Genomic DNA, 20,027 nt, shown 5'->3' on the forward strand with positions numbered 1-20,027 from the left:
GGCTCCTGCCTCAGTTCGCGAGCTGCTGCTCATTGCGGTTCAGCCAGCGGCGGTAGAAGGAGGTGAAGACGATCAGGATGGCCAGCAGCAGGATGCCGTAGGCCGCCGACTGCGCGAAGTCGCGCGGCTGCTGTCCGAAGCCCAGCTGGTAGGCCCAGGTGACGAGGATCTGGGCCTCCGGGGCGGTGTTGCCGAACAGCAGGAAGATCACGGCGAACTGGTTGAAGGTCCAGATGATGCCGAGCAGGACGACGGTGGAGCTGACCGACCTGAGCCCGGGCAGGGTGACGTGGCGGAAGCGCTGCCAGGCGTTCGCGCCGTCCATCTCGGAGGCCTCGTACAGGGTCGCGTCGATGGACTGGAGGCCGCCCAGGAGCGAGACCATCATGAACGGCACACCGCACCAGGTGTTGACCATGATCGCGGCGAACCGCTGCCAGAAGGTGTCCTCCAGCCACAGCGGCGTCGGCAGGTGCAGCCAGTCCAGGCCGGCGTTGATGATGCCGCTGTCGGCGAGCATGAAGCGCCAGCCGAAGACGGTGACGAAGGTGGGCACGGCCCACGGCAGGACCAGGATCAGCCGGTAGAAGGTGCGGCCGCGCAGCTTCTGGTTGAGCAGCAGGGCGAGGCCGAGCCCGATGAAGTAGTGCAGGCCGACGCAGACCGCCGTCCACACGATCGTCCAGATGAAGTGCGACCAGAAGCGGTCGTACGCCGTCGGGCCCCACAGGATGTCGGCGTAGTTGTCCAGGCCGACGAACTTGTAGGTGGCCTCGATCTCGTTGACGCCGATCGTGCGCCCCGTGTTGAGGCTGTTGGCGTCGGTGAGGGTGAGGTAGAGGCCGTACCCCAGCGGATACAGCACGAGGACGCCGAGCACGACGGCCACCGGCGCGATCATCGCGTAGGCGTACCAGTGCTTCTGGTATCCGTCCTTCAGACGCCGGCCGAGGCCGGGCCGCGGGGTGTGGTCACCGCGGCGCTTGCCGGTAGCGCGGTCGATGGCGACTGTCATGGTTCGACACCTTCGGGAGCATCGGGAAGATCAGGTGGTACGGGATCGAGGGGTGCGGCGCACGGCCGGTGACCGCCGGGTCCCCTCCCCCGGGGCGGGGGACCCGGCGGTCACGCGGGCTCACTTGGAGAAGTCCGGCACCAGCTTGGCGATCGCGGTCTCGGCGTCGCCCAGGCCCTCGTCCAGGGACTTCTTGCCGCCGGCGATCTGGGGCAGCTCGTCGTCGAGGGGGCCCCACAGGGAGCTGTACTCGGGCAGGGCGGGGCGCGGCTGGGCGGCGGGCAGCACCGTCTGGTAGCCGGCGATGCCCGGGTCGGCCTTGACCTCGGCGGTGTAGGCGTCGTCGCGGGTCGGCAGCGTGGAGTTCTTGAGGGCGACGGTCTCCTGGGACTTCGCCGAGGTCATGAACTTCACGAACTTGAGCGACGCCTCCTGGTGCGCCTTGTCCGAACCGGCGTAGACCGACAGGTTGTGGCCGCCGGTCGGGGCGCCCGCCTTGCCGGTGGTGCCGGCCGGGACGGTGGCGATGCCGAGGTTGTTCTTGTCCTTGAACGCCGAGCCCTTGTAGAAGTTGGTGATCTCCCACGGGCCCTGGATGGTCGAGGCCACCTTGCCGCCCACGAAGGCGTCCTGGATGTGGGCGTAGGCGTCCGCGGTGGTGTCGGCCTTGTGCAGGCCCTTGCCGTCGAACAGGCTCAGCCAGGTGCCGTAGGCCTTCTCGGCGGCGGGCGACTTGACGGTGACCTTCTTGGCGTCGGCGTCGACCGTGTCGGTGCCCTCGCCGTAGAGGAACGGCTGGGCGTAGTAGCCCGCGGTGGAGCCCCAGAAGCCGTCGACGCCGGTCTTGTCCTTGAGGGTGGCGGCGGCCTTCTTCAGGTCGTCCCAGGTCCCCGGGGCCTCGACGCCGGCCTTCTTGAACAGTTCCTTGTTGTAGACGAAGGCGAGGGTGTCGGTGACCAGCGGCACGCCGTAGGTCTTGTCCTCGTACTTGGCCTGCTCGATCAGGTTGGGCTGGAACTTGTCCTGCTCGGCGAGGGCCTCGGTGCCGTCCAGCGGCAGGAAGAAGCCCTTCTTGGCGAAGGCGGGGGTCCAGCCGACCTCGGCGCGCAGCACGTCCGGGGCGCCCTTCGAACCGGCGGCGGTGTCGAACTTGTTCTGCGCCTGGTCGAAGGGGACGTTGACGTAGTTGACCTTGACGTCCTTGTTGGCGGCCTCGAACTCCTTGACCAGGGCCTTGTAGGTCGGCGCCTCGTTGGTCGCGTTCGAGGTGTCCCAGTACGTGATGGTGACCGGTCCGCCCGACTCGCTGTCGCTGTCGCCGTCTCCGCCGCACGCCGTCGCCGCCAGGGCGAGGGACGCCACCAGCGCGGTGGCCGCTATGCCACGCCGCATGAGTTCTCCTTGAGGGTGAAAGCCCGTGTGGTGCAGGGTGCGGGCCCGTCCGCCGCTCCTGCCGCTGCCGACCGCGTCGTTGCTGCCGTCGGGCGACGTGAACGTAACAGCGTTGAAAGCCCGGCGAAAGGTCTTGCAGCAAAAATGTGCAAGAGATCTTCGAAGTTATCCGGGCGTGACCTCTCGGCGACCGTCATGAGACGCTTGTTTACGGGGCTCGAGCGGTATCGGGCCGGTTGTGCAAGACTCTGCAAGCTCTTGCCGCCACTTTCTTGAGGGAGCGCGATGACGCAGCAGCCCGCGCAGGGCCGTCCAACAGGCCGCCCACGGCGCCCGATCGGTGTGCAAGGCGGCGGCCGACAGGTACAGTCCACCCCTGTGACCACACGGCTTGCCGACATCGCCGCCCAGGCGGGGGTGAGCGAAGCGACCGTCAGCCGCGTCCTCAACGGGAAGCCGGGCGTCGCCGCCACCACCCGCCAGTCCGTACTCGCCGCGCTCGACGTGCTGGGCTACGAGCGGCCCGTGCGGCTGCGGCAGCGCAGCGAGGGCCTGGTGGGCCTGATCACGCCGGAGCTGGAGAACCCGATATTCCCGGCGCTGGCCCAGGTCATCGGCCAGGCGCTGACCCGCCAGGGCTACACACCGGTCCTCGCCACCCAGACCCCGGGCGGTTCCACGGAGGACGAGCTGACCGAGATGCTGGTCGACCGCGGGGTCGCCGGCATCATCTACGTCTCCGGTCTGCACGCGGACACCACCGCCGACATGCAGCGCTACGAGCGGCTGCGCGCGCAGGGCGTGCCGTTCGTCCTGGTCGACGGTTTCTCGTCGAAGGTGCAGGCGCCGTTCATCTCCCCCGACGACCGGGCCGCGATGAGCCTGGCGGTCACGCACCTCGTCTCGCTCGGACACACCCGCATCGGGCTGGCGCTCGGGCCGAAGCGGTTCGTGCCGGTGCAGCGCAAGATCGAGGGCTTCGTCCGCACCGTCCAGGACCAGCTGGAGCTGAGCGCCGAGACCGTGGAGAAGGAACTGGTCCAGCACTCGCTCTACACCCTGGAGGGCGGCCAGGCGGCGGCCACCGCGCTCATCGGGCGCGACTGCACGGCGGTGGTCTGCGCCAGCGACATGATGGCGCTGGGCGCGATACGCGCCGCCCGGCAGCTGGGTCTGGACGTGCCCAAGGACATCTCGGTCGTCGGCTTCGACGACTCGCCGCTGATCGCGTTCACCGACCCGCCGCTGACGACCGTCCGCAAGCCGGTCCCGGCGATGGGGCAGGCGGCGGTGCGCACGCTCCTCGAGGAGATCGGCGGGACCCCCGCGCCGCACAGCGAGTTCGTGTTCATGCCGGAGCTGGTGGTACGCGGCTCGACGGCGTCGGCACCGGGCGAACGCAAGCGCTCCTGACCTCCCCCTGCGGCCGGCGGATGCGGGCCGGAACAGACCGGAGGATCATCGGTACAAGAAGGCTTTTCTGGCAGACTTGATGCCTATGGGTGACGCGATCGTGAGGACTCGGGAACGCCTGGAGGACCGCGTTCCGCACCCCGTCCCCGAGCGGACGGGGCGGGGGCGTCTGCGTCGGCTCCGCACCCCGCGCCGGCCCCGTCTGTGGTTCGAGATCCTGCTGATCGGGCTCAGTTACTGGACGTACTCCCTGGTCCGCAACGCGGTACCGGAACAGCGGACGGCGGCGCTGCGCAACGCCGACTGGATCTGGCGCGTCGAGCAGCAACTCGGCATCGCCGTGGAGGAGTCGGTCAACCATGCCGTGAACTCGGTGACTTGGCTCGTCGTCGGCATGAACTACTACTACGCCACGCTGCACTTCGTGATGACGCTCGGTGTGCTGGTGTGGCTCTACCGCAGCCATCCCGGCCGCTACGCGGCGACCCGGCTGGTCCTCTTCGCGACCACGGGCGTCGCCCTGGCCGGCTACTACCTGTATCCGCTCGCCCCGCCCCGGCTGATGAACGGCGGCCACTTCGTCGACACCGTCATGGTGCACCAGACGTGGGGCTCGATGGCGTCCGGGGACCTGAAGAACATGTCCAACCAGTACGCGGCGATGCCGTCGATGCACATCGGGTGGTCGGTGTGGTGCGGGCTGACCATCTTCGCGCTGGCCTCGGTGCCGTGGGTGCGGGTGCTGGGTCTGGTGTACCCGGTGCTCACGCTGGTGGTGATCGTGGCGACCGCCAACCACTTCTGGCTGGACGCGGTGGGGGGCGTGATGTGTCTGGCGTTCGGTTACGGCGTGGCTCTGGTCTGGTACGGCAGCCTGCCCTACGCCTTGCCCCGGGTGGTGCCCGGCGCCGGGCGGCGGAGGGTGTGGTCGCCCACGCGGGCTTGAGGGTGCGCAGTTCCGCTAGGCGTAGAACAGGTCCTCCACCACCGCACGGGCCCGGCGGGCCGTGCGGCGGTATTCGTCGAGCATGTCGCCCGCGTGGCCGGGGCCGTGGCCCAGGTAGCGGCCCACGGCCGCCAGCTCGCGCGGGTCGCTGGGGAAGGTGTCGCCGGCCCGGCCGCGGACCAGCATCACGGCGTTGCGGACGCGCGTCGCCAGGACCCACGCCTCGTCGAGGGTGTCGGTGTGCTCCTCGGAGATGAGGCCGGCCTCGCGTGCGGCGGTCAGGGCCGCGCGCGTCCGGGTGGTCCGCAGCCCGGCCTCCCTGTGCCCGTGCCGCAGCTGGAGCAGCTGCACGGTCCACTCCACGTCGGAGAGGCCGCCGGGACCCAGTTTGGCGTGCAGCTTGGGGTCCGCGCCGCGCGGCAGCCGCTCGGACTCCATCCGGGCCTTGAGCCGCCGGATCTCCCGTACGGCGTCCTCGCCGAGCCCGTCCGCCGGGTACCGCAGCGGATCGACCAGCTCGATGAACCGCCGCCCCAGATCCTGGTCGCCGGCGACGAACTCGGCCCGCAGCAGCGCGTGCGACTCCCACCCCAGCGACCAACGCCGGTAGTAGGCCTCGTACGACTTCAGGGTGCGCACCAGCGGCCCGGACCTGCCCTCGGGGCGCAGGTCGGCGTCGATCAGCAGCGGCGGGTCGGCGCTGGACACCTGGAGCAGGCGCCGCATCTCGGAGACGACCTTGTTGGCGGCGTCCCCCGCCTCCCGCTCGCCCACGCCGTCGCGGGGCTCGTGCACGAACAGCACGTCGGCGTCCGAGCCGTAGCCCAGCTCGTGTCCGCCGAAGCGGCCCATGCCGATGATCGCGAACCGGGTCGGCAGGGTGTCGCCCCACCTTTCCCGCACGACCGCCCGCAGCGTCCCCGCCAGCGTCGCCGCCGTCAGGTCGGACACCGCGCCGCCGACCATGTCGACCAGGGCGCCCTGGTCGGCCTCGACGGGCTGCGCCTCGGTGCCGTAGGAGCCGACGATGTCCGCGGCGGCCGTACGGAACAGCTCACGGCGCCGTACGCCGCGCGCCGCGGTGACCGCCTGTTCGGCGCCGTCGGCGCGACGGACCGCGGCGAGTATCTCCTGCTCCAGCTGGACCCGTCCGCGGGGTGCCAGTCCCCCGGCGGCGCCGTCCCCGAGCAGGGCGACGGCCTCGGGGGCCCGCATCAGCAGGTCGGGGGCGAGCCGCCCGGCGGAGAGCACGCGGGCCAGGTTCTCGGCCGCCGCGCCCTCGTCGCGCAGCAGCCTGAGGTACCAGGGGGTCTTGCCGAGCGCGTCGGAGACCTTGCGAAAGCCCAGCAGCCCGGCGTCCGGGTCGGCGGAGTCGGCGAACCAGCCCAGCAGCACGGGCAGCAGGGTGCGCTGGATGGCCGCCTTGCGGGTGACGCCGGACGCCAGCGCCTCCAGGTGCCGCAGGGCGGCGGCCGGGTCGGCATAGCCGAGGGCGACCATCCGCTCCCGCGCCGCCTCGGGGCTCAGCCGGGCCTCGCCGGGCGCGAGCTGGGCGACGGCGTCGAGCAGCGGCCGGTAGAAGATCTTCTCGTGCAGTCTGCGGACGACGGCGGCGTGCCGCTTCCATGCGCGCAGCAGTCCGGTGACCGGGTCGGTGCGCATGCCCAGGGAGCGCCCCATGCGGCGCAGGTCGGCCTCCTCCTCGGGCACGAGGTGGGTGCGGCGCAGCCGGTGCAGCTGGATGCGGTGCTCCATGGAGCGCAGGAAGCGGTACGCGTCGTCGAGCTGGGCGGCGTCGGTCCGGCCGACGTAGCCGCCCGCGGCGAGGGCCTCCAGCGCGTCCAGCGTCGTGGCGCTGTGCAGGGAGGTGTCCGCCCGCCCGTGCACCAGCTGGAGCAGCTGCACGGCGAACTCGACGTCCCTGAGGCCGCCGGGGCCCAGCTTGAGCTGCCGGTCCACCTCGGTGACGGGGATGTTCTCCACCACCCGGCGGCGCATCTTCTGCACGTCCGGGACGAAGTTCTCCCGGTCGGCGGCCTGCCACACCAGGGGCTGGAGGGCGGCGACGTACTCGGCGCCGAGGCCGGGGTCGCCGGCCACCGGACGGGCCTTGAGCAGCGCCTGGAACTCCCAGGTCTTGGCCCAGCGCTGGTAGTAGGCGACGTGGCTGCTGAGGGTGCGCACCAGCGGGCCGTTGCGCCCCTCGGGGCGGAGGTTGGCGTCGACGGGCCAGATGGAGCCCTCGACGGTGGTCTCGGAGCAGATCCGCATCATGTGCGAGGCGAGCGAGGTCGCGGCCCGCAGCGCCTTCGTCTCGTCCCCGTCCGTGCCCTCCGCGGACTCGCCCACGAAGATGACGTCGACGTCGGAGACGTAGTTCAGCTCGTGTCCGCCGCACTTGCCCATCGCGATCACCGCCAGCCGGCACCGCGCCGCGTCCTCGGGCGCGGCGGCCTCGGCGAGGGCCAGCGCGGCGCGCAGGGTCGCGGTGGCGAGGTCGGCCAGCTCGGCGGCGGTCTCGGCGACGTCGATCGTGCCGCACACGTCGCGGGCGGCGATGGACAGCAGGCACCGCCGGTAGGCGACGCGCAGGGACACCGGGTCGGTGGCCTCGGCGAGCCCCCGCTCGAACTCCTCGACGCCGCGGTGCAGGTCCCGCGGCTCGTACGTCACCAGGGCCTGCCAGTCGCCGGAGTGCCGGGCGAGGTGGTCGGCGAGCGCCTCGGAGGCGCCGAGCACCCCGAGGAGGCGGTCGCGCAGCGGCTTGGCCGCTATCAGCGTGTCCAGCAGCTCCTGCCGGGCGGTCGGGTCGGGCTGCGCCTCCAGGAGCCGCACCAGTCCGAACAGGGCGAGGTCCGGGTCGGCGGTGGCGCCCAGCGCCTCCAGCAGGACGGGGTCGGCGCGCAGCTCCGCCAGCTCCGGGCCGTCCAGCAGCCGTTCGGCGGCCGAGGGAGCGGTGAAGCCGTGCCGCAGCAGCCGCGTGAAGGTACTGCTCCTGCGCCCCGGCGCCGTCATCTCGGCCTCCTGTCGGACTCGCGTGACATGCGGGATCAAGGTCTACGGCCTGAGCGTAGCCGGGGAGCCGCGCTCGGGCGCCGGGGCGTACCGGTCCCGGCCTCCGGTGGACCGCTCCGGACTCGTACGATATCTTGTACAAGCCGAGGAAGGGAGGCTCCGGTATGTCCATTACCGCCAGCGAAGCCCGTCAGAACCTGTTCCCCCTGATAGAGCAGGTCAACGAGGACCACGCCCCGGTGCACATCACCTCCCGCAAGGGGAACGCCGTGCTCATGTCCGAGGAGGACTTCACGGCGTGGACGGAGACGGTGCATCTCCTGCGCTCGCCCAAGAACGCCCGCCGTCTGCTCGACTCCATCGCGGAGGCCGAGGCCGGCGGGGCGCGGCGGCGCGAGCTGATCGACCCGGACGCGGAGCGGGCGTGAAGATCACTTTCACGTCCCACGGCTGGGAGGACTACGTCCACTGGGCCGAGAGCGACCGGAAGGTGACCAAGCGGATCAACAGACTGATCACCGACATCACCCGTGACCCGTTCAAGGGCATCGGCAAGCCGGAGCCGCTCAAGGGCGACCTGTCGGGCTACTGGTCACGGCGCATCGACGACACGCACCGTCTTGTGTACAAGCCCGCCGACGGCGTACTGGTCATCGTGCAGGCCCGCTATCACTACTGACAGCCCACATCGTGCTCGACAAGGACGTCGAAGGAGTCATGCCATGGACTTCACTCTCGAAGTGATCCCGCTGCCCGTCACCGACATCGACCGCGCCCGGGACTTCTACCGCGACAAGGTCGGTTTCCACGTCGACATCGACCAGGAGGTCATGCCGGGGATGCGGATCGTCCAGCTGACGCCTCCGGGCTCCGGCTGTTCGATCGCGCTCGGCGACGCCATCTGGGACATGGCGCAGGGCCAGACGCGCCCGGAATCCGGTTCGTACCAGGGCCTGCAGCTGTGCGTCGCCGACATCAAGGCCGCCCACGCGGAGCTGACCGCGCGCGGCCTCGACGTCTCGGAGCCGGTCCAGTACGCGCCGGACGACGGCGCCACCTTCATGTACTTCAAGGACCCGGACGGCAACGGCTGGTCGGTCCAGGAGTACCGGCGCCGCGAGGCGGAGCCGCTGCACAAGGCACTGGCGGACCTGAAGCGGCAGCGCTAGCCCCCGCTCCCGCGGGGCACCGGCCGCCGCCTCAGCCGGTCTCCCGCCAGCGGTTGGTGACCGGCAGGCGGCGGTCCTTGCCGAAGCCCTTGGCCGAGATCTTGGTGCCCGGCGGGTACTGCCGCCGCTTGTACTCCGCGGTGTCGACCATGCGCAGCGTCTTCGTCACCAGCTCCCGGTCGTACCCGGCGGCCACGATCTCGTCCGCGCCCCGGTCCCGGTCGACGTACAGGGCGAGGATCGCGTCCAGTACGGGATAGTCCGGCAGCGAGTCCGTGTCGACCTGTCCGGGCCGCAGTTCGGCGCTCGGCGGCTTGGTGATCGAGTTCTCGGGGATCGGCGGGGTACGGCCCCGGTCCCGGGCCGCGCGGTTGCGCCATTCGGCGAGGCGGAAGACGGAGGTCTTGTACACGTCCTTGATGGGCCCGTACGCGCCCACCGAGTCGCCGTACAGCGTCGAGTACCCGACCGCCAGCTCCGACTTGTTGCCGGGGGCCAGCACGAGGTGGCCCTCCTGGTTGGAGATCGCCATCAGCAGCGTCCCGCGCAGCCGCGACTGGAGGTTCTCCTCCGCCAGGCCGGTCAGGTCCAGCGCGCCCATGTACGCGTCGAACATCGGCTCGATGGCCACGGTGCGGTAGTTCAGGCCGGTGCGCCGGGCCATCTCGGCCGCGTCGCCCTTGGAGTGCTCGGAGGAGTACTTGGACGGCATGGAGACGCCGTACACGTTCTCCGCGCCGAGCGCGTCGCAGGCGATGGCCGCGACCAGCGCGGAGTCGATGCCGCCGGACAGCCCGATCAGCACCGAGCGGAAGCCGTTCTTCGCGACGTACGCGCGCAGGCCGACGACCAGGGCCGAGTAGACCTCCTCGTCGTCGTCCAGCGGCTCGGCGTGCCCGCCGGACAGCGGGGGGCCGTCCTCGGGCACCGGCTCCTCGGACAGCACCACCCGGTCGATGCGCAGTCCGTCGTCCACCACGCCGGTCGGCGCCCCGGCCCCGGCGGCGGGCAGGTCCAGGTCGAGCACCACGCAGCCCTCGGTGAACTGCGGCGCCCGCGCCACGACCTTCCCGTCCCGGTCGACCACGATCGAGTCGCCGTCGAAGACCAGCTCGTCCTGCCCGCCGGTCATCGCGAGGTAGGCGGTCGTGCACCCGGCCTCCTGGGCGCGCCTGCGCACCAGCTCCAGCCGGGTGTCGTCCTTGTCGCGCTCGTACGGGGAGGCGTTGACGGAGAGCAGCAGCCCGGCCCGGGCCGAGCGGGCGGCCGGCACCCGGCCGCCGTCCTGCCACAGGTCCTCGCAGACGGCCAGCGCCACGTCGACGCCGCGCACGCGCACGACGGGCATGGTGTCGCCGGGCACGAAGTAGCGGAACTCGTCGAAGACGCCGTAGTTCGGCAGGTGGTGCTTGGCGAAGCTCAGGGCCACCTCGCCGCCGTGGAGCACGGCCGCCGCGTTCTGCGGGGCGCCGGCCGGCTGGCCGTACCTCGGCTGGGCGGTCGCGGAGCGGTCGAGGTATCCGACGACCACCGGCAGGCCGCCCAGGCCCTCCTCGGCGAGCCGCGCGGCGAGGGCGCGCAGGGCGGCTCGGGAGGCCTCCACGAAGGACGACCTGAGGGCCAGGTCCTCGACGGGATACCCGGTCAGCATCATCTCCGGGAACGCCACCAGGTGCGCTCCCTGCCCGGCCGAGTGCCGGGTCCAGCGGAGGACCGACTCCGCGTTGTGGTCGATGTCGCCGACGGTGGAGTCGATCTGGTTCAGGGCGAGTCGTAGTCGAGGCACGCGCCCAGTGTAATCGTCAGAACGACGCAATGGGGTGACGTGGCGATTGCCGCCTCATGTCCGGCCGCTCACGCCCGGCGGCGGCCTGTGCGTGCGCGGCTCACGTGCGCGGCTTCGCGCCCCGCTCGTCCAGCAGGTCGGCCATCAGCCGGATCTCCGACTCCTGCGACTCGACCATGCCCCGGGCCAGCCGCTTCTCCACGCCGACCGAGCACTTCTCGGCGCACCCCTCGGCCATGTGGACGCCGCCCTTGTGGTGCTCGGTCATCAGCTGGAGGTAGTAGACCTCGGCCTGCTCGCCGTTCAGCGTCCCGAGCTTCTTCATCTCCGCGTCGGTGGCCATCCCCGGCATCAGCGAGCCCTCGCCCGCGGAGGGCGCGCCGCCCATGCCCATCCAGGTCATCGGCGGGTCGGACGACACCTTCGGCAGCGCCCACAGGTCGAGCCAGCCGATCATCATGCCGCGCTGGTTGGCCTGGGTCTGCGCGATGTCGTACGCGAGCCGCCGCACCTCCTCGTCGTCGGTGCGGTCGCGCACGATGTACGACATCTCCACGGCCTGCTGGTGGTGGACCGACATGTCGCGGGCGAACCCGGCGTCCGCCGAGTCGGCGGCCGGGGTCCTGCTTCCGCCGTCGTCCCCGGCGACCGCGTAGGTGATCGCGCCGGCCGCGACGAGCACGGCGGCCGCGCCCCCCGCGATCCAGCCGGCCCGCTTCGTGGTCACTGGGACAGCCCGTTGGTGCACGCGGCCCCCGGCTCGGGGGTCTGCTCGCCCTGGACGAACTTCTCGAAGAACTCGTCCACGTTCGGGTCGTCGGCGCCGGTCACCGTGCGCTGGTGCCCCCAGGCGGACAGCACGATCGGGTCCTTCTGCTTGTCGTCGGGGCTCATCAGCGAGTACGGCGTCTTCTTGACCTTGTCGGCCAGCTTCTCGACGTCGGCCTTCGGCGCCTTGTCGGTGTACGTCACCCAGACGGCGCCGTGCTCGAGCGAGTGCACGGCGTTCTCGTTGTTCAGCGGCTTGGTGTAGACGTCACCGTTGCAGTTCATCCAGACCTGGTTGTGGTCGCCGCCGACCGGGGGCTCGACCGGGTAGGTCACCTTCTTGGTGACGTGGTTGCGGCCCAGGTCTCCCTTCCAGGTCCGCACTCCGTCCGCGTCGGTGACGAACTTGCCGGAGGTCTTGCCGTCGGACGCCGTGTCGTCGGCGGAGTCGTCGGACTGCGACCGGACGAGGAGGACACCGCCGACGACGAGGCCGGCGACGACCACGGTGCTGACCGCGATCGTGAGGATCCGGTTCCGGCGCTCGCGGGCCTCCTCGGCACGCCGCATCTCGGCTATGCGGGCCTGTCGCGCGGCATTGGTGCTCTTCTTGGCGGAACCCATGGGGTGTTGCCCTTCTGGGAAAACGTCTGGGGAGACTGGTGAGCAAAGGGGCGGTGAGTGAGCTGATCGTAGTCGCGCGGGGCCGCTCCTTCGTAGGGAGGTCACAGGATCTGTCCCGGCCGGATCCCAGGAATGGCCCGATCGAACAGGTGGCCTCTACGCTGCGGTCACGGGGTGGGCCGGCCGACCGGGGTCCGCAACGCGTACGTAACGGCGCTGTGGTGTGATGCTGAGGTGCAGGGTCACCTCGCGCCTTACCGGAGACGGGCGGCCTGACCAGCAAGGATGGGGAAGCGGAAGATGGACAAGCAGCAGGAGTTCGTGATCCGGACGCTGGAGGAGCGCGACATCCGGTTCGTACGCCTGTGGTTCACGGACGTTCTGGGCTTCCTCAAGTCCGTCGCCGTGGCCCCGGCCGAGCTGGAGCAGGCCTTCGACGAGGGCATCGGCTTCGACGGCTCGGCGATCGAGGGCTTCGCCCGGGTCTACGAGTCCGACATGATCGCCAAGCCGGACCCGTCGACCTTCCAGGTCCTGCCCTGGCGCGCGGAGGCACCCGGCACGGCCCGCATGTTCTGCGACATCCTCATGCCGGACGGCTCGCCGTCCTTCGCCGACCCGCGCTACGTCCTCAAGCGCGCCCTGGCCCGCACCTCCGACCTGGGCTTCACCTTCTACACCCACCCGGAGATCGAGTTCTTCCTGCTGAAGGACAAGCCGGTCGACGGCACGGTGCCCACCCCCGCCGACAACTCCGGCTACTTCGACCACACCCCGCAGAACATCGGCATGGACTTCCGCCGCCAGGCGATCACCATGCTGGAGTCGATGGGCATCTCGGTGGAGTTCTCCCACCACGAGGGCGCCCCCGGCCAGCAGGAGATCGACCTGCGCTACGCGGACGCGCTCTCCACCGCCGACAACATCATGACCTTCCGCCTGGTCATGAAGCAGGTCGCGCTGGAGCAGGGCCTCCAGGCCACCTTCATGCCGAAGCCGTTCTCGGAGTACCCGGGCTCCGGCATGCACACCCACCTCTCCCTCTTCGAGGGCGACCGCAACGCGTTCTACGAGTCCGGCTCGGAGTACCAGCTCTCCAAGGTGGGCCGCTCCTTCATCGCGGGCCTGCTGCGGCACGCCGCCGAGATCTCCGCGGTCACCAACCAGTGGGTGAACTCCTACAAGCGCATCTGGGGCGGCACCGAGCGCACGGCCGGCGCCGGCGGCGAGGCCCCCTCCTACATCTGCTGGGGCCACAACAACCGCTCGGCCCTGGTCCGCGTCCCCATGTACAAGCCCGGCAAGACCGGCTCGGCCCGCGTGGAGGTCCGCTCCATCGACTCCGGCGCCAACCCGTACCTCACCTACGCCGTCCTGCTGGCCGCCGGCCTCAAGGGCATCGAGGAGGGCTACGAACTCCCGCCGGGCGCCGAGGACGACGTCTGGGCCCTCTCCGACGCGGAACGCCGCGCCCTGGGCATCGAGCCCCTCCCCCAGAACCTCGGCGAGGCCCTCGCCCTCATGGAACGCAGCGACCTGGTCGCCGAGACCCTCGGCGAACACGTCTTCGACTTCTTCCTGCGCAACAAGCGTCAGGAGTGGGAGGAGTACCGCTCCCAGGTGACGGCGTTCGAGCTGCGCAAGTCCCTGCCGGTGCTGTAGCGCGGGTCCCGGTCCCGGCCGCCGCTGAAAATCCCACGTATCCGCACACCGTTCATCTCATGGTCGCAAGGCACGGGCTCCGCGGGGGCGGGCGGGGACGAGTGGGCGCTTTTCGGCACCCGGGATTTCCCTTTCCGGCGGACGGCGTGAAGACGCGGGTCCTCACCGACGGCTCGCCGACGGTCGGCCGTCAAGCCCCGTGCTTTGATCGGTGCCTCATCGCTCCGATGTCGCTCGCACGAAGGGAATGACCCGCAATGAACCTCGTCCCCCAGGTCGAAACGGCTGAAATCTCCGACGCGGACCTGGACCAGGTGTCCGGCGGCCACGCCGGCGTCACCGCCAGCGCGGCCGTCATAGCGGCCGACGGTGCGCTCGGTGCCGGTCTCTACGTGGAGTCCGGCCCGTTCGCCGTCAGCGCGGGCGTCGGCGCCTCGGCAGGGCTCGGCACCACCGAGGCGCACACCACCTGCGTCTGACCCTCGGACCGAAGCGCACCCGGGCCCCGGATCACCGCGTCCGGGGCCCCACGAACGCCGTCCAGACATCCGGGGCCACGGCGAGGCGGGGGCCGTCGGGGCGCTTGGAGTCGCGGATGTGGATGGTGGCGGGGGTTATCGCCACCTCTACGCAGTCGTTGGGATTGCTGGTATCGCTGTAGCTGCTCTTGAACCAGGCCAGGTCGGCGAGGTGTCCGGACGTGTTCTTACGGCTCATGTCTCCCCCAGCAGTTGTTCGATGAAGGCCATTGACTCCCGGCCGGGCAGGGCCTCGGCCCGGATACTGCCATAGCGCAGTTCGAGGATGCGCAGCTGCCGAGGGTCCGTGACGGGCCTGCCACCGAATTCGTCGTCCGCCCGGCCGACCGCCGTGCCGTCGTCGAACTTGAGCACCTGAAGCCGCCCTCCTCCCGGATGGTCACCACGGGACGTCGGCATCACCTGGATCTCGACGTGCCGCAACTGCCCGACTTCCAGCAGGTGTTCGAGCTGGCGCCGGAGAACCATCATGCCTCCCACAGGACGCCTGAGGGTCGCCTCTTCCTGGACAAAGCAGAGTTCCGGTGCCGGGTCCCGTTCGAGCATCGCCTTGCGACCCATACGTGCGGCGACGGCGCTCTCCACCTCGTCGTCCGTGAGGGCTGGTCGCCTCCTGCCGAGCAGTGCGCGCGCGTACTCCTCGGTCTGGAGAAGCCCGTGCAGGCTGTAGCTGCCGTACGAAAGAGACTCGACGGCTCGCGACTCCAGCTTCGTCAAGTCCCGCACCTGCTTGGGATACCGGACCTTCTTCACGTCCTCCCACGTGGCCGCGAGCAGCCCGCCCGCGTCCAGCACCTGGTCCGCCTTCTCCAGGTACTCCCGGCGGGGAATCCGCTTGCCGCCCTCGACCTTGTAGACCAGGTCCTCCCCGTATCCGACGGCCACACCGAAGTCGGCCGCCCGCATCCCCACCGCCTCGCGGCGCAGCTTCAGCTGCCTCCCCACGGTGGCGATGACGGCCACACCCCACTCGTCGTCCGGGTCGACTTCCCAACCCGCCTCGTCCACCTCGCCGTTCACCGACATCCGCACCCCTCCCTCGTACGCGTCGTATCGCGATGGGCGTCACGCTAGAGGGAGAGGGAACGCCGGGTGACGGGATACGGTCGCGCTGTCACTCGGACGTGCGGCACAGCTCGGGAGGTCGCCGTCGGGAGGCCCGGGGGAAGGGGACCTCATGGTGCGGGAGTGCTGGTTCTGCCGGGAGGCCACACCGGCGTCGTGGCACGACCACGTCGCCTCCGAACCGTCCCCGTCGGCTGATCGGGGGCTCCCTCGAACTGGTCGCAGTGGCCTGCGCCCTCGCCATCCCCATCGCCTACTTCCAGGGCTACGACGAACTGGCCGGAGGTTTCATCGCGGCTACGGCAGGACTGTTGTTCGTGGCCTCGAAGATCAAGCCCGAGGACTGATCGCGTGGGACCAGGGTCAGGCGCACACGGCCATGGCCTGAGTCGCGCACGCCTGGCGCGAGCACGACTGCTGTGTCCGGGGCTCGCTCCTTGCCGGTGACCGCCCAGTCCACGAGGAGCACCACCGCCCGATGGCCGACCGCACCGCCCGCGTCCGCGAGCTCAACCTCTGCCGTCAGTATTTCGAGCTCGTCACCGCGGGCACCAAAGCGATCGAGGTACGGGTCAAGTACCCACACCTCGCCGACCTGGCCATCGAGATCCAGGCCGTGGTCTGACCGATTGCCAGCCGGTGCTCCCGACACTACGGACACAACCCCCGCTCCACCGCGTCCATCACCCGGCGCTCCGCCTCCTCCACCTGCGACCGGGTGAGGCCGCGCAGGGGGCCGGTGGTCAGGAGTACGGCCATGCCGTGGACGGTGGACCAGACGAAGTACTCGGCGTCCGGGCGGTGTTCGCAGGGCAGGACGCCCGAGGCGGCCAGGTCGTCCAAGACCTCGGTGAGGAGACGGTAGGCGGTCCGGCCCTCAGCCCCGGTCGCTTCCTCCGTGTCGGTGTCCGCCATGCCCGTCGTCGCGAACGCGGCGCGGAACAGGCCCGGTTCGACCAGGGCGAAGGCGAGGTAGCCGCGGGCCAGGGCGCGAAGGCGGGCGCGGGGCGGGGAACTCGTCGTCGACTCGCGTTCCATCGTGCGGGCCAGCTCCGCCAGGCCCGCCTGGGAGACCGCGGCCAGCAGGGCACGGCGGTCGGCGAAGTGGCGGTAGGCGGCGTTTGGGGCGACGCCCACCCGTCGGGTCGCCTCACGCAGGACCACCGCGTCCGGGCCGCCCTCGCGGGCCAGTTCGACGCCTGCCGCGATGAGCGCGTGGCGCAGGTTGCCGTGCCGGTAGGTGTCCCGTGGGGCCATCGGTGCTCCTCTGTCCGCTGTTCTCCCGCCCCCTCGATGTGGACGGCGTCCACATCGAGGGCTAGTCTACGACGCATCGAGGAAGTGGACGGTGTCCACATGTGCGCGAGGGGGACGGCATGAGGGACGACGCGGTGCGTCTGGAGGCGCTGACCAGGCGCTACGGCTCGGGGAGGACCGAGGTGACCGTGCTGGGACCGGTCGACCTGGGGTTCGAGCGGGGGTGTTTCACCGCCGTGATGGGGCCCTCGGGGTCCGGCAAGTCGACCCTGTTGCAGTGTGCCGCCGGGCTCGACGGGCCCAGTTCCGGACGCGTCCTGCTGGACGGGACGGACCTGACCTCCCTGAGCGAGACTCAACGGACCCGGTTCCGCCGGACCGCCACCGGGTTCGTCTTCCAGGCGTACAACCTGCTGCCCTCCCTCACCGCCGGGCAAAACGTGGCGCTGCCCCTGCGGCTCGCCGGCCGGCGCCCGGCGCGCGGGGAGGTGCGGCGGGCGCTGGAGCAGGTGGGGCTCGGCGACCGGGCCGGGAGCCGTCCGCATCACCTCTCCGGGGGCCAGCAGCAGCGAGTGGCCGTCGCCCGCGCGCTGGTGACCCGCCCGGCGGTCCTCTTCGCCGACGAGCCCACCGGGGCGCTCGACCTCACGACGGGGCACGAACTGCTGCGTGTCCTGCGGGACCTCGTGCACTCCCCCGGTGAGCGGGAGGCGGGGACCGTCGTGATGGTCACGCATGATCCGCAGGTCGCCGCGTTCGCCGACCGCGTGGTCTTCCTCGCCGACGGGCTCCTCGCGGGAGAGCTGCGCTCGCCCACTCCGGAAGCGGTCGCCGAGCGGATGACGGCGCTGGGCCGGCCCGCGGCGCAAGAGGCGGCGGGTGCCCCGTGCTGAGAGTCGCGCTGGGCACGCTTCGGCTCCGCTGGGTGTCGTTCCTCGGGACGGTCGTCGCGCTCGTCCTCGCGGTGGGACAACTGACCGCTCTGGGTGTCGTGCTGATGACGGCCGCCGAGCCGCCCGAGCGGCCCCCGCACCGGTTCGCCCGCGCGCCGGCCGTCGTCCTGCCCGCCGACCCGCGCTGGGACTCCGCACAGCACGATCTGGGCGTACGGTCGCCCGCCGCGGCCCGCGGACTGTCCCCACGCTTGATACGGGACGTGTCCGCGACCGGGACCACGGTCGTCGACCGGGCCTTCTACGCACAGCTCGCAGACGGCGGAACGAAGAAGCAGGTCGGGCACCCGTGGCCGGTGGCCGAGTTCGGCGGGTACGCGCTGCGGGACGGGCGGGCGCCGCGTGCGGGAGACGAGATCGTCGTCCCCTCCGGCCGAGCGCGCACCGGGGAGTCGGTGACCGTGCTGACGGCCGCCGACGGACCGGGGCGCTACACCGTCGTCGGCACCGTCGCGCCGGTCGGCTGGGAGGACGCCGTCTTCTTCAGCGCGCAGGAGGCGGAACAGCTGTCGCCCCGCGTCGACGCCCTGGTCGCGCTGGGGCCGGTGGAACGGGTGCGCGCCGCGGTCCCCGACACGGCCGAGGTGCTCACCGGGGCCGACCGGCACCGTGCCGACGCGGAGGCCGCGAACGACCGGGAGGCCCTGGACAACACCCTCACCCTGCTGCCGGTCATGGCCGCGGTCGCCGGTACCACGGCCGTGTTCGTGGTGGCCTCCACGTTCGCCTTCGCGGTGGTGCAGCGGCGCCGGGAGATCGCCCTCCTACGGACCGTCGGCGCGACCGGACGGCAGGTGCGCCGCATGGTCCGCGTCGAGGCTCTGCTGGTCGGCGCCCTCTCCTCGGCCGGGGGCGGGGTGCTCGGGCTCCTCGGCACCCGGTCGCTGACGGGTCTGCTGGTCGGGATGGACATCGCACCGCCCTGGTTCGCGGTGGAGATCTCCGCACGCCCAGGAGTGCTCGCGCCGCTCGGGGCCGCCGTCCTGACCGGGCTGCTCGTGGCCCTCTGCGGTGCGGTGGCCGCCGCGCGCCGGGCCTCGCGCGTAAGGCCGGTGGAGGCGCTGCGGGAGGGTACGGCCGAGGACACGGCGGTGACACCCGGCCGGGCCGCCCTCGGCGTCGTGGGGCTGGTCGGCGGGGCGGGGACGGCGTGCTGGATCGGGCTCGCCGCGCCCCGGACGGTCCTCTCCCCCACCGCGTACGTGGTCTCGCTGCTGGTGCCCGTCGTCGCGGTCGCCGCGCTGGCACCGCTGCTCGTGGGCCCCGTCGTTCGGGTGCTGATGTGGCCGCTGCGGCGGTTGCCGGGGGCGGCGGCCCTGGTGGTGCGGCAGAGCGCGCTCACCTCGCGCCGGCGTACGGCGGCCACCGCGGCACCGGTGCTGCTGACGGTCGGGCTGGCGCTGTCCCTGCTCACGGCCACCGACTCGCTGGGGGCCGCCCGGGACGCCGGGTTCCGGGCGGGGGTCGGGGCGCCGTACGCCGTCGTGCCGGACGGGACGCCCGGGTTCGGCCCGAGCGTGGCGGAGCGGGTGGCCCGGGTGGCGGGGGTACGCGTCGCGGCGCCCGTGCTGACCACCGTCTACTTCCCGGACGGGGACGGGCGGCTGGAGGAGAACGACGGGCTCGCGGTGGCACCCGACGCCCTGCGCCGGTCGACCCGTCTGGAGGTGGTGCACGGGTCGCTGGACGACCTGGACGAGCGGAGCATGGCGGTCGCCGCGCGGTGGGGGATGGAGGTCGGCGACCGGGTGCGTACGAGGCTCGCGGACGGCCGCGAGGTCACCCTGCGGGTGGCCGCCACCTATGCGGCGCTGCCCGGCGAGGACGTGGCCTATCTGCCGGAACGCTTCGCCGGGACCGGCCTGTTCGCCCGCGACGGACTGGTCCGCCGGGCCGCGCTCTCCCTGGCCCCGGGCACGGACCGTCCGGCCGCCCTGGCGCGCGTACGGGCGGTGCTCGCGGGCAGCGGGGCGCGGCTCACCACCCGGGACGGGCTGGTCGCCGCCGAGGCCGCGCAGGCGCGCCGGCTCACCGAGACCCGGCAGCGGTCCACCGCCGTGATCGTCGTGCTCTTCTGCTTCGTGGCGATCCTGAACACCCTGCTGATGGCGACCGCGGACCGGCGCCGCGACCTGGCCGTCCTCGGCCTGACCGGGGCCACGCCGCGCCAGGTCCTGCACTTCTTCGTCGCCGAGGCACTGCTGGTCACGGCGGTCGGGGTGACCCTGGCGCTGCTCGCCGCCGGGGTCAACATCCTCGGCCTCGGCGCCGCCCTCCACCAGCTCTTCGGCACGGCGCCGGTCGTCGTGCCGTGGGCCGCCGTCGGCGCGGTGACGGCGGCCTCGGCGTTCCTCGCCGTACTCGGCACGGTGGTGCCGGTGGCGTCGGCGCTGCGACGCCGCGCCGCCTGACCGTCCCGTCGG

The 20,027-nt window shown here is 71.5% G+C and carries 19 protein-coding genes and 1 pseudogene; 11 read left to right on the forward strand and 9 right to left on the reverse strand.

Annotated elements, in window-relative coordinates:
• Positions 1 to 10: 10 nt before the first annotated feature.
• Positions 11 to 1,015 (reverse strand): carbohydrate ABC transporter permease, encoded by a 1,005-nt coding sequence (locus ACGH7X_RS11295; RefSeq protein ID WP_399884254.1) that lies wholly within the window; start codon positions 1,013 to 1,015, stop codon positions 11 to 13.
• Between the two features lie 120 nt (positions 1,016 to 1,135).
• Positions 1,136 to 2,407, reverse strand: a complete 1,272-nt coding sequence (locus ACGH7X_RS11300) for an extracellular solute-binding protein (protein ID WP_399884255.1) — start codon at positions 2,405 to 2,407, stop codon at positions 1,136 to 1,138.
• 378 nt (positions 2,408 to 2,785) lie between these two features.
• Here ACGH7X_RS11300 and ACGH7X_RS11305 point away from each other — a divergent pair, with 378 nt between their 5' ends.
• Together ACGH7X_RS11305 and ACGH7X_RS11310 are read left to right on the forward strand one after the other, a co-directional pair.
• Positions 2,786 to 3,820: a LacI family DNA-binding transcriptional regulator gene (locus ACGH7X_RS11305; protein WP_399884257.1), complete on the forward strand. Its 1,035-nt coding sequence runs from the start codon at positions 2,786 to 2,788 to the stop codon at positions 3,818 to 3,820.
• Positions 3,821 to 3,905: 85 nt separating this feature from the next.
• Positions 3,906 to 4,766: a phosphatase PAP2 family protein gene (locus ACGH7X_RS11310; RefSeq protein WP_399884259.1), complete on the forward strand. Its 861-nt coding sequence runs from the start codon at positions 3,906 to 3,908 to the stop codon at positions 4,764 to 4,766.
• A gap of 15 nt (positions 4,767 to 4,781) precedes the next feature.
• On the opposite strand, the gene ACGH7X_RS11315 is transcribed toward ACGH7X_RS11310, so the two are convergent.
• On the reverse strand, positions 4,782 to 7,781 hold the full coding sequence (locus ACGH7X_RS11315) for a bifunctional [glutamine synthetase] adenylyltransferase/[glutamine synthetase]-adenylyl-L-tyrosine phosphorylase (RefSeq protein WP_399884261.1): 3,000 nt from the start codon (positions 7,779 to 7,781) through the stop codon (positions 4,782 to 4,784).
• Positions 7,782 to 7,945: 164 nt separating this feature from the next.
• Here ACGH7X_RS11315 and ACGH7X_RS11320 point away from each other — a divergent pair, with 164 nt between their 5' ends.
• From ACGH7X_RS11320 to ACGH7X_RS11330, 3 genes are read left to right on the forward strand one after another with little or no spacing between them, the layout of a single operon-like run.
• Positions 7,946 to 8,209 (forward strand): type II toxin-antitoxin system Phd/YefM family antitoxin, encoded by a 264-nt coding sequence (locus ACGH7X_RS11320; protein WP_399884263.1) that lies wholly within the window; start codon positions 7,946 to 7,948, stop codon positions 8,207 to 8,209.
• On the forward strand, positions 8,206 to 8,460 hold the full coding sequence (locus tag ACGH7X_RS11325) for a Txe/YoeB family addiction module toxin (protein ID WP_121746670.1): 255 nt from the start codon (positions 8,206 to 8,208) through the stop codon (positions 8,458 to 8,460). Before ACGH7X_RS11320 ends, ACGH7X_RS11325 begins: the two co-directional genes overlap by 4 nt.
• Before the next feature lie 43 nt (positions 8,461 to 8,503).
• The gene (locus tag ACGH7X_RS11330; RefSeq protein WP_399884266.1) at positions 8,504 to 8,950 is read left to right on the forward strand and encodes a VOC family protein; all 447 of its coding nucleotides are present in this window, start codon (positions 8,504 to 8,506) and stop codon (positions 8,948 to 8,950) included.
• A gap of 31 nt (positions 8,951 to 8,981) precedes the next feature.
• On the opposite strand, the gene ACGH7X_RS11335 is transcribed toward ACGH7X_RS11330, so the two are convergent.
• The 3 genes from ACGH7X_RS11335 to ACGH7X_RS11345 form a co-directional block, all read right to left on the reverse strand.
• Positions 8,982 to 10,736 (reverse strand): NAD+ synthase, encoded by a 1,755-nt coding sequence (locus ACGH7X_RS11335; protein ID WP_399884268.1) that lies wholly within the window; start codon positions 10,734 to 10,736, stop codon positions 8,982 to 8,984.
• Positions 10,737 to 10,836: 100 nt separating this feature from the next.
• Positions 10,837 to 11,463 carry a DUF305 domain-containing protein gene (locus tag ACGH7X_RS11340; protein ID WP_399884270.1) on the reverse strand — a complete coding sequence of 209 codons (627 nt, stop codon included), beginning with the start codon at positions 11,461 to 11,463 and terminating at the stop codon, positions 10,837 to 10,839.
• Positions 11,460 to 12,128: a DUF3105 domain-containing protein gene (locus tag ACGH7X_RS11345; RefSeq protein WP_399884272.1), complete on the reverse strand. Its 669-nt coding sequence runs from the start codon at positions 12,126 to 12,128 to the stop codon at positions 11,460 to 11,462. The genes ACGH7X_RS11340 and ACGH7X_RS11345 overlap by 4 nt, the downstream gene beginning before the upstream one ends.
• A 300-nt stretch (positions 12,129 to 12,428) precedes the next feature.
• Here ACGH7X_RS11345 and glnA point away from each other — a divergent pair, with 300 nt between their 5' ends.
• Both glnA and ACGH7X_RS11355 read left to right on the forward strand, forming a co-directional pair.
• Positions 12,429 to 13,790, forward strand: coding sequence for a type I glutamate--ammonia ligase (gene glnA, locus ACGH7X_RS11350; protein WP_399884274.1), 1,362 nt, complete (start codon positions 12,429 to 12,431; stop codon positions 13,788 to 13,790).
• A gap of 257 nt (positions 13,791 to 14,047) precedes the next feature.
• Positions 14,048 to 14,269: a hypothetical protein gene (locus tag ACGH7X_RS11355; protein WP_399884276.1), complete on the forward strand. Its 222-nt coding sequence runs from the start codon at positions 14,048 to 14,050 to the stop codon at positions 14,267 to 14,269.
• Between the two features lie 31 nt (positions 14,270 to 14,300).
• On the opposite strand, the gene ACGH7X_RS11360 is transcribed toward ACGH7X_RS11355, so the two are convergent.
• Positions 14,301 to 14,507: a DUF397 domain-containing protein gene (locus tag ACGH7X_RS11360; protein ID WP_399884277.1), complete on the reverse strand. Its 207-nt coding sequence runs from the start codon at positions 14,505 to 14,507 to the stop codon at positions 14,301 to 14,303.
• A complete protein-coding gene (locus tag ACGH7X_RS11365; RefSeq protein WP_399884279.1) occupies positions 14,504 to 15,355 on the reverse strand; it encodes a helix-turn-helix domain-containing protein in 852 nt (283 codons plus the stop codon). The genes ACGH7X_RS11360 and ACGH7X_RS11365 overlap by 4 nt, the downstream gene beginning before the upstream one ends.
• Before the next feature lie 263 nt (positions 15,356 to 15,618).
• Between ACGH7X_RS11365 and ACGH7X_RS11370 the strand changes: the two genes are divergently transcribed.
• Together ACGH7X_RS11370 and ACGH7X_RS11375 are read left to right on the forward strand one after the other, a co-directional pair.
• Positions 15,619 to 15,741, forward strand: a complete 123-nt coding sequence (locus ACGH7X_RS11370; protein ID WP_399884281.1) for a hypothetical protein — start codon at positions 15,619 to 15,621, stop codon at positions 15,739 to 15,741.
• Positions 15,742 to 15,872: 131 nt separating this feature from the next.
• Positions 15,873 to 15,995, forward strand: a pseudogene (locus ACGH7X_RS11375) (RNA-binding protein); the annotation flags it as partial.
• Positions 15,996 to 16,045: 50 nt separating this feature from the next.
• On the opposite strand, the gene ACGH7X_RS11380 reads toward ACGH7X_RS11375, so the two are convergent.
• On the reverse strand, positions 16,046 to 16,651 hold the full coding sequence (locus tag ACGH7X_RS11380; protein ID WP_399884283.1) for a TetR/AcrR family transcriptional regulator: 606 nt from the start codon (positions 16,649 to 16,651) through the stop codon (positions 16,046 to 16,048).
• Positions 16,652 to 16,770: 119 nt separating this feature from the next.
• Between ACGH7X_RS11380 and ACGH7X_RS11385 the strand changes: the two genes are divergently transcribed.
• A complete protein-coding gene (locus tag ACGH7X_RS11385) occupies positions 16,771 to 17,544 on the forward strand; it encodes an ABC transporter ATP-binding protein (protein WP_399884285.1) in 774 nt (257 codons plus the stop codon).
• A complete protein-coding gene (locus ACGH7X_RS11390; protein ID WP_399884287.1) occupies positions 17,538 to 20,015 on the forward strand; it encodes an ABC transporter permease in 2,478 nt (825 codons plus the stop codon). Before ACGH7X_RS11385 ends, ACGH7X_RS11390 begins: the two co-directional genes overlap by 7 nt.
• Positions 20,016 to 20,027: the final 12 nt, after the last annotated feature.

The sequence above is a fragment of the Streptomyces sp. BBFR51 genome (assembly GCF_044591655.1).
GTDB lineage: Bacteria > Actinomycetota > Actinomycetes > Streptomycetales > Streptomycetaceae > Streptomyces.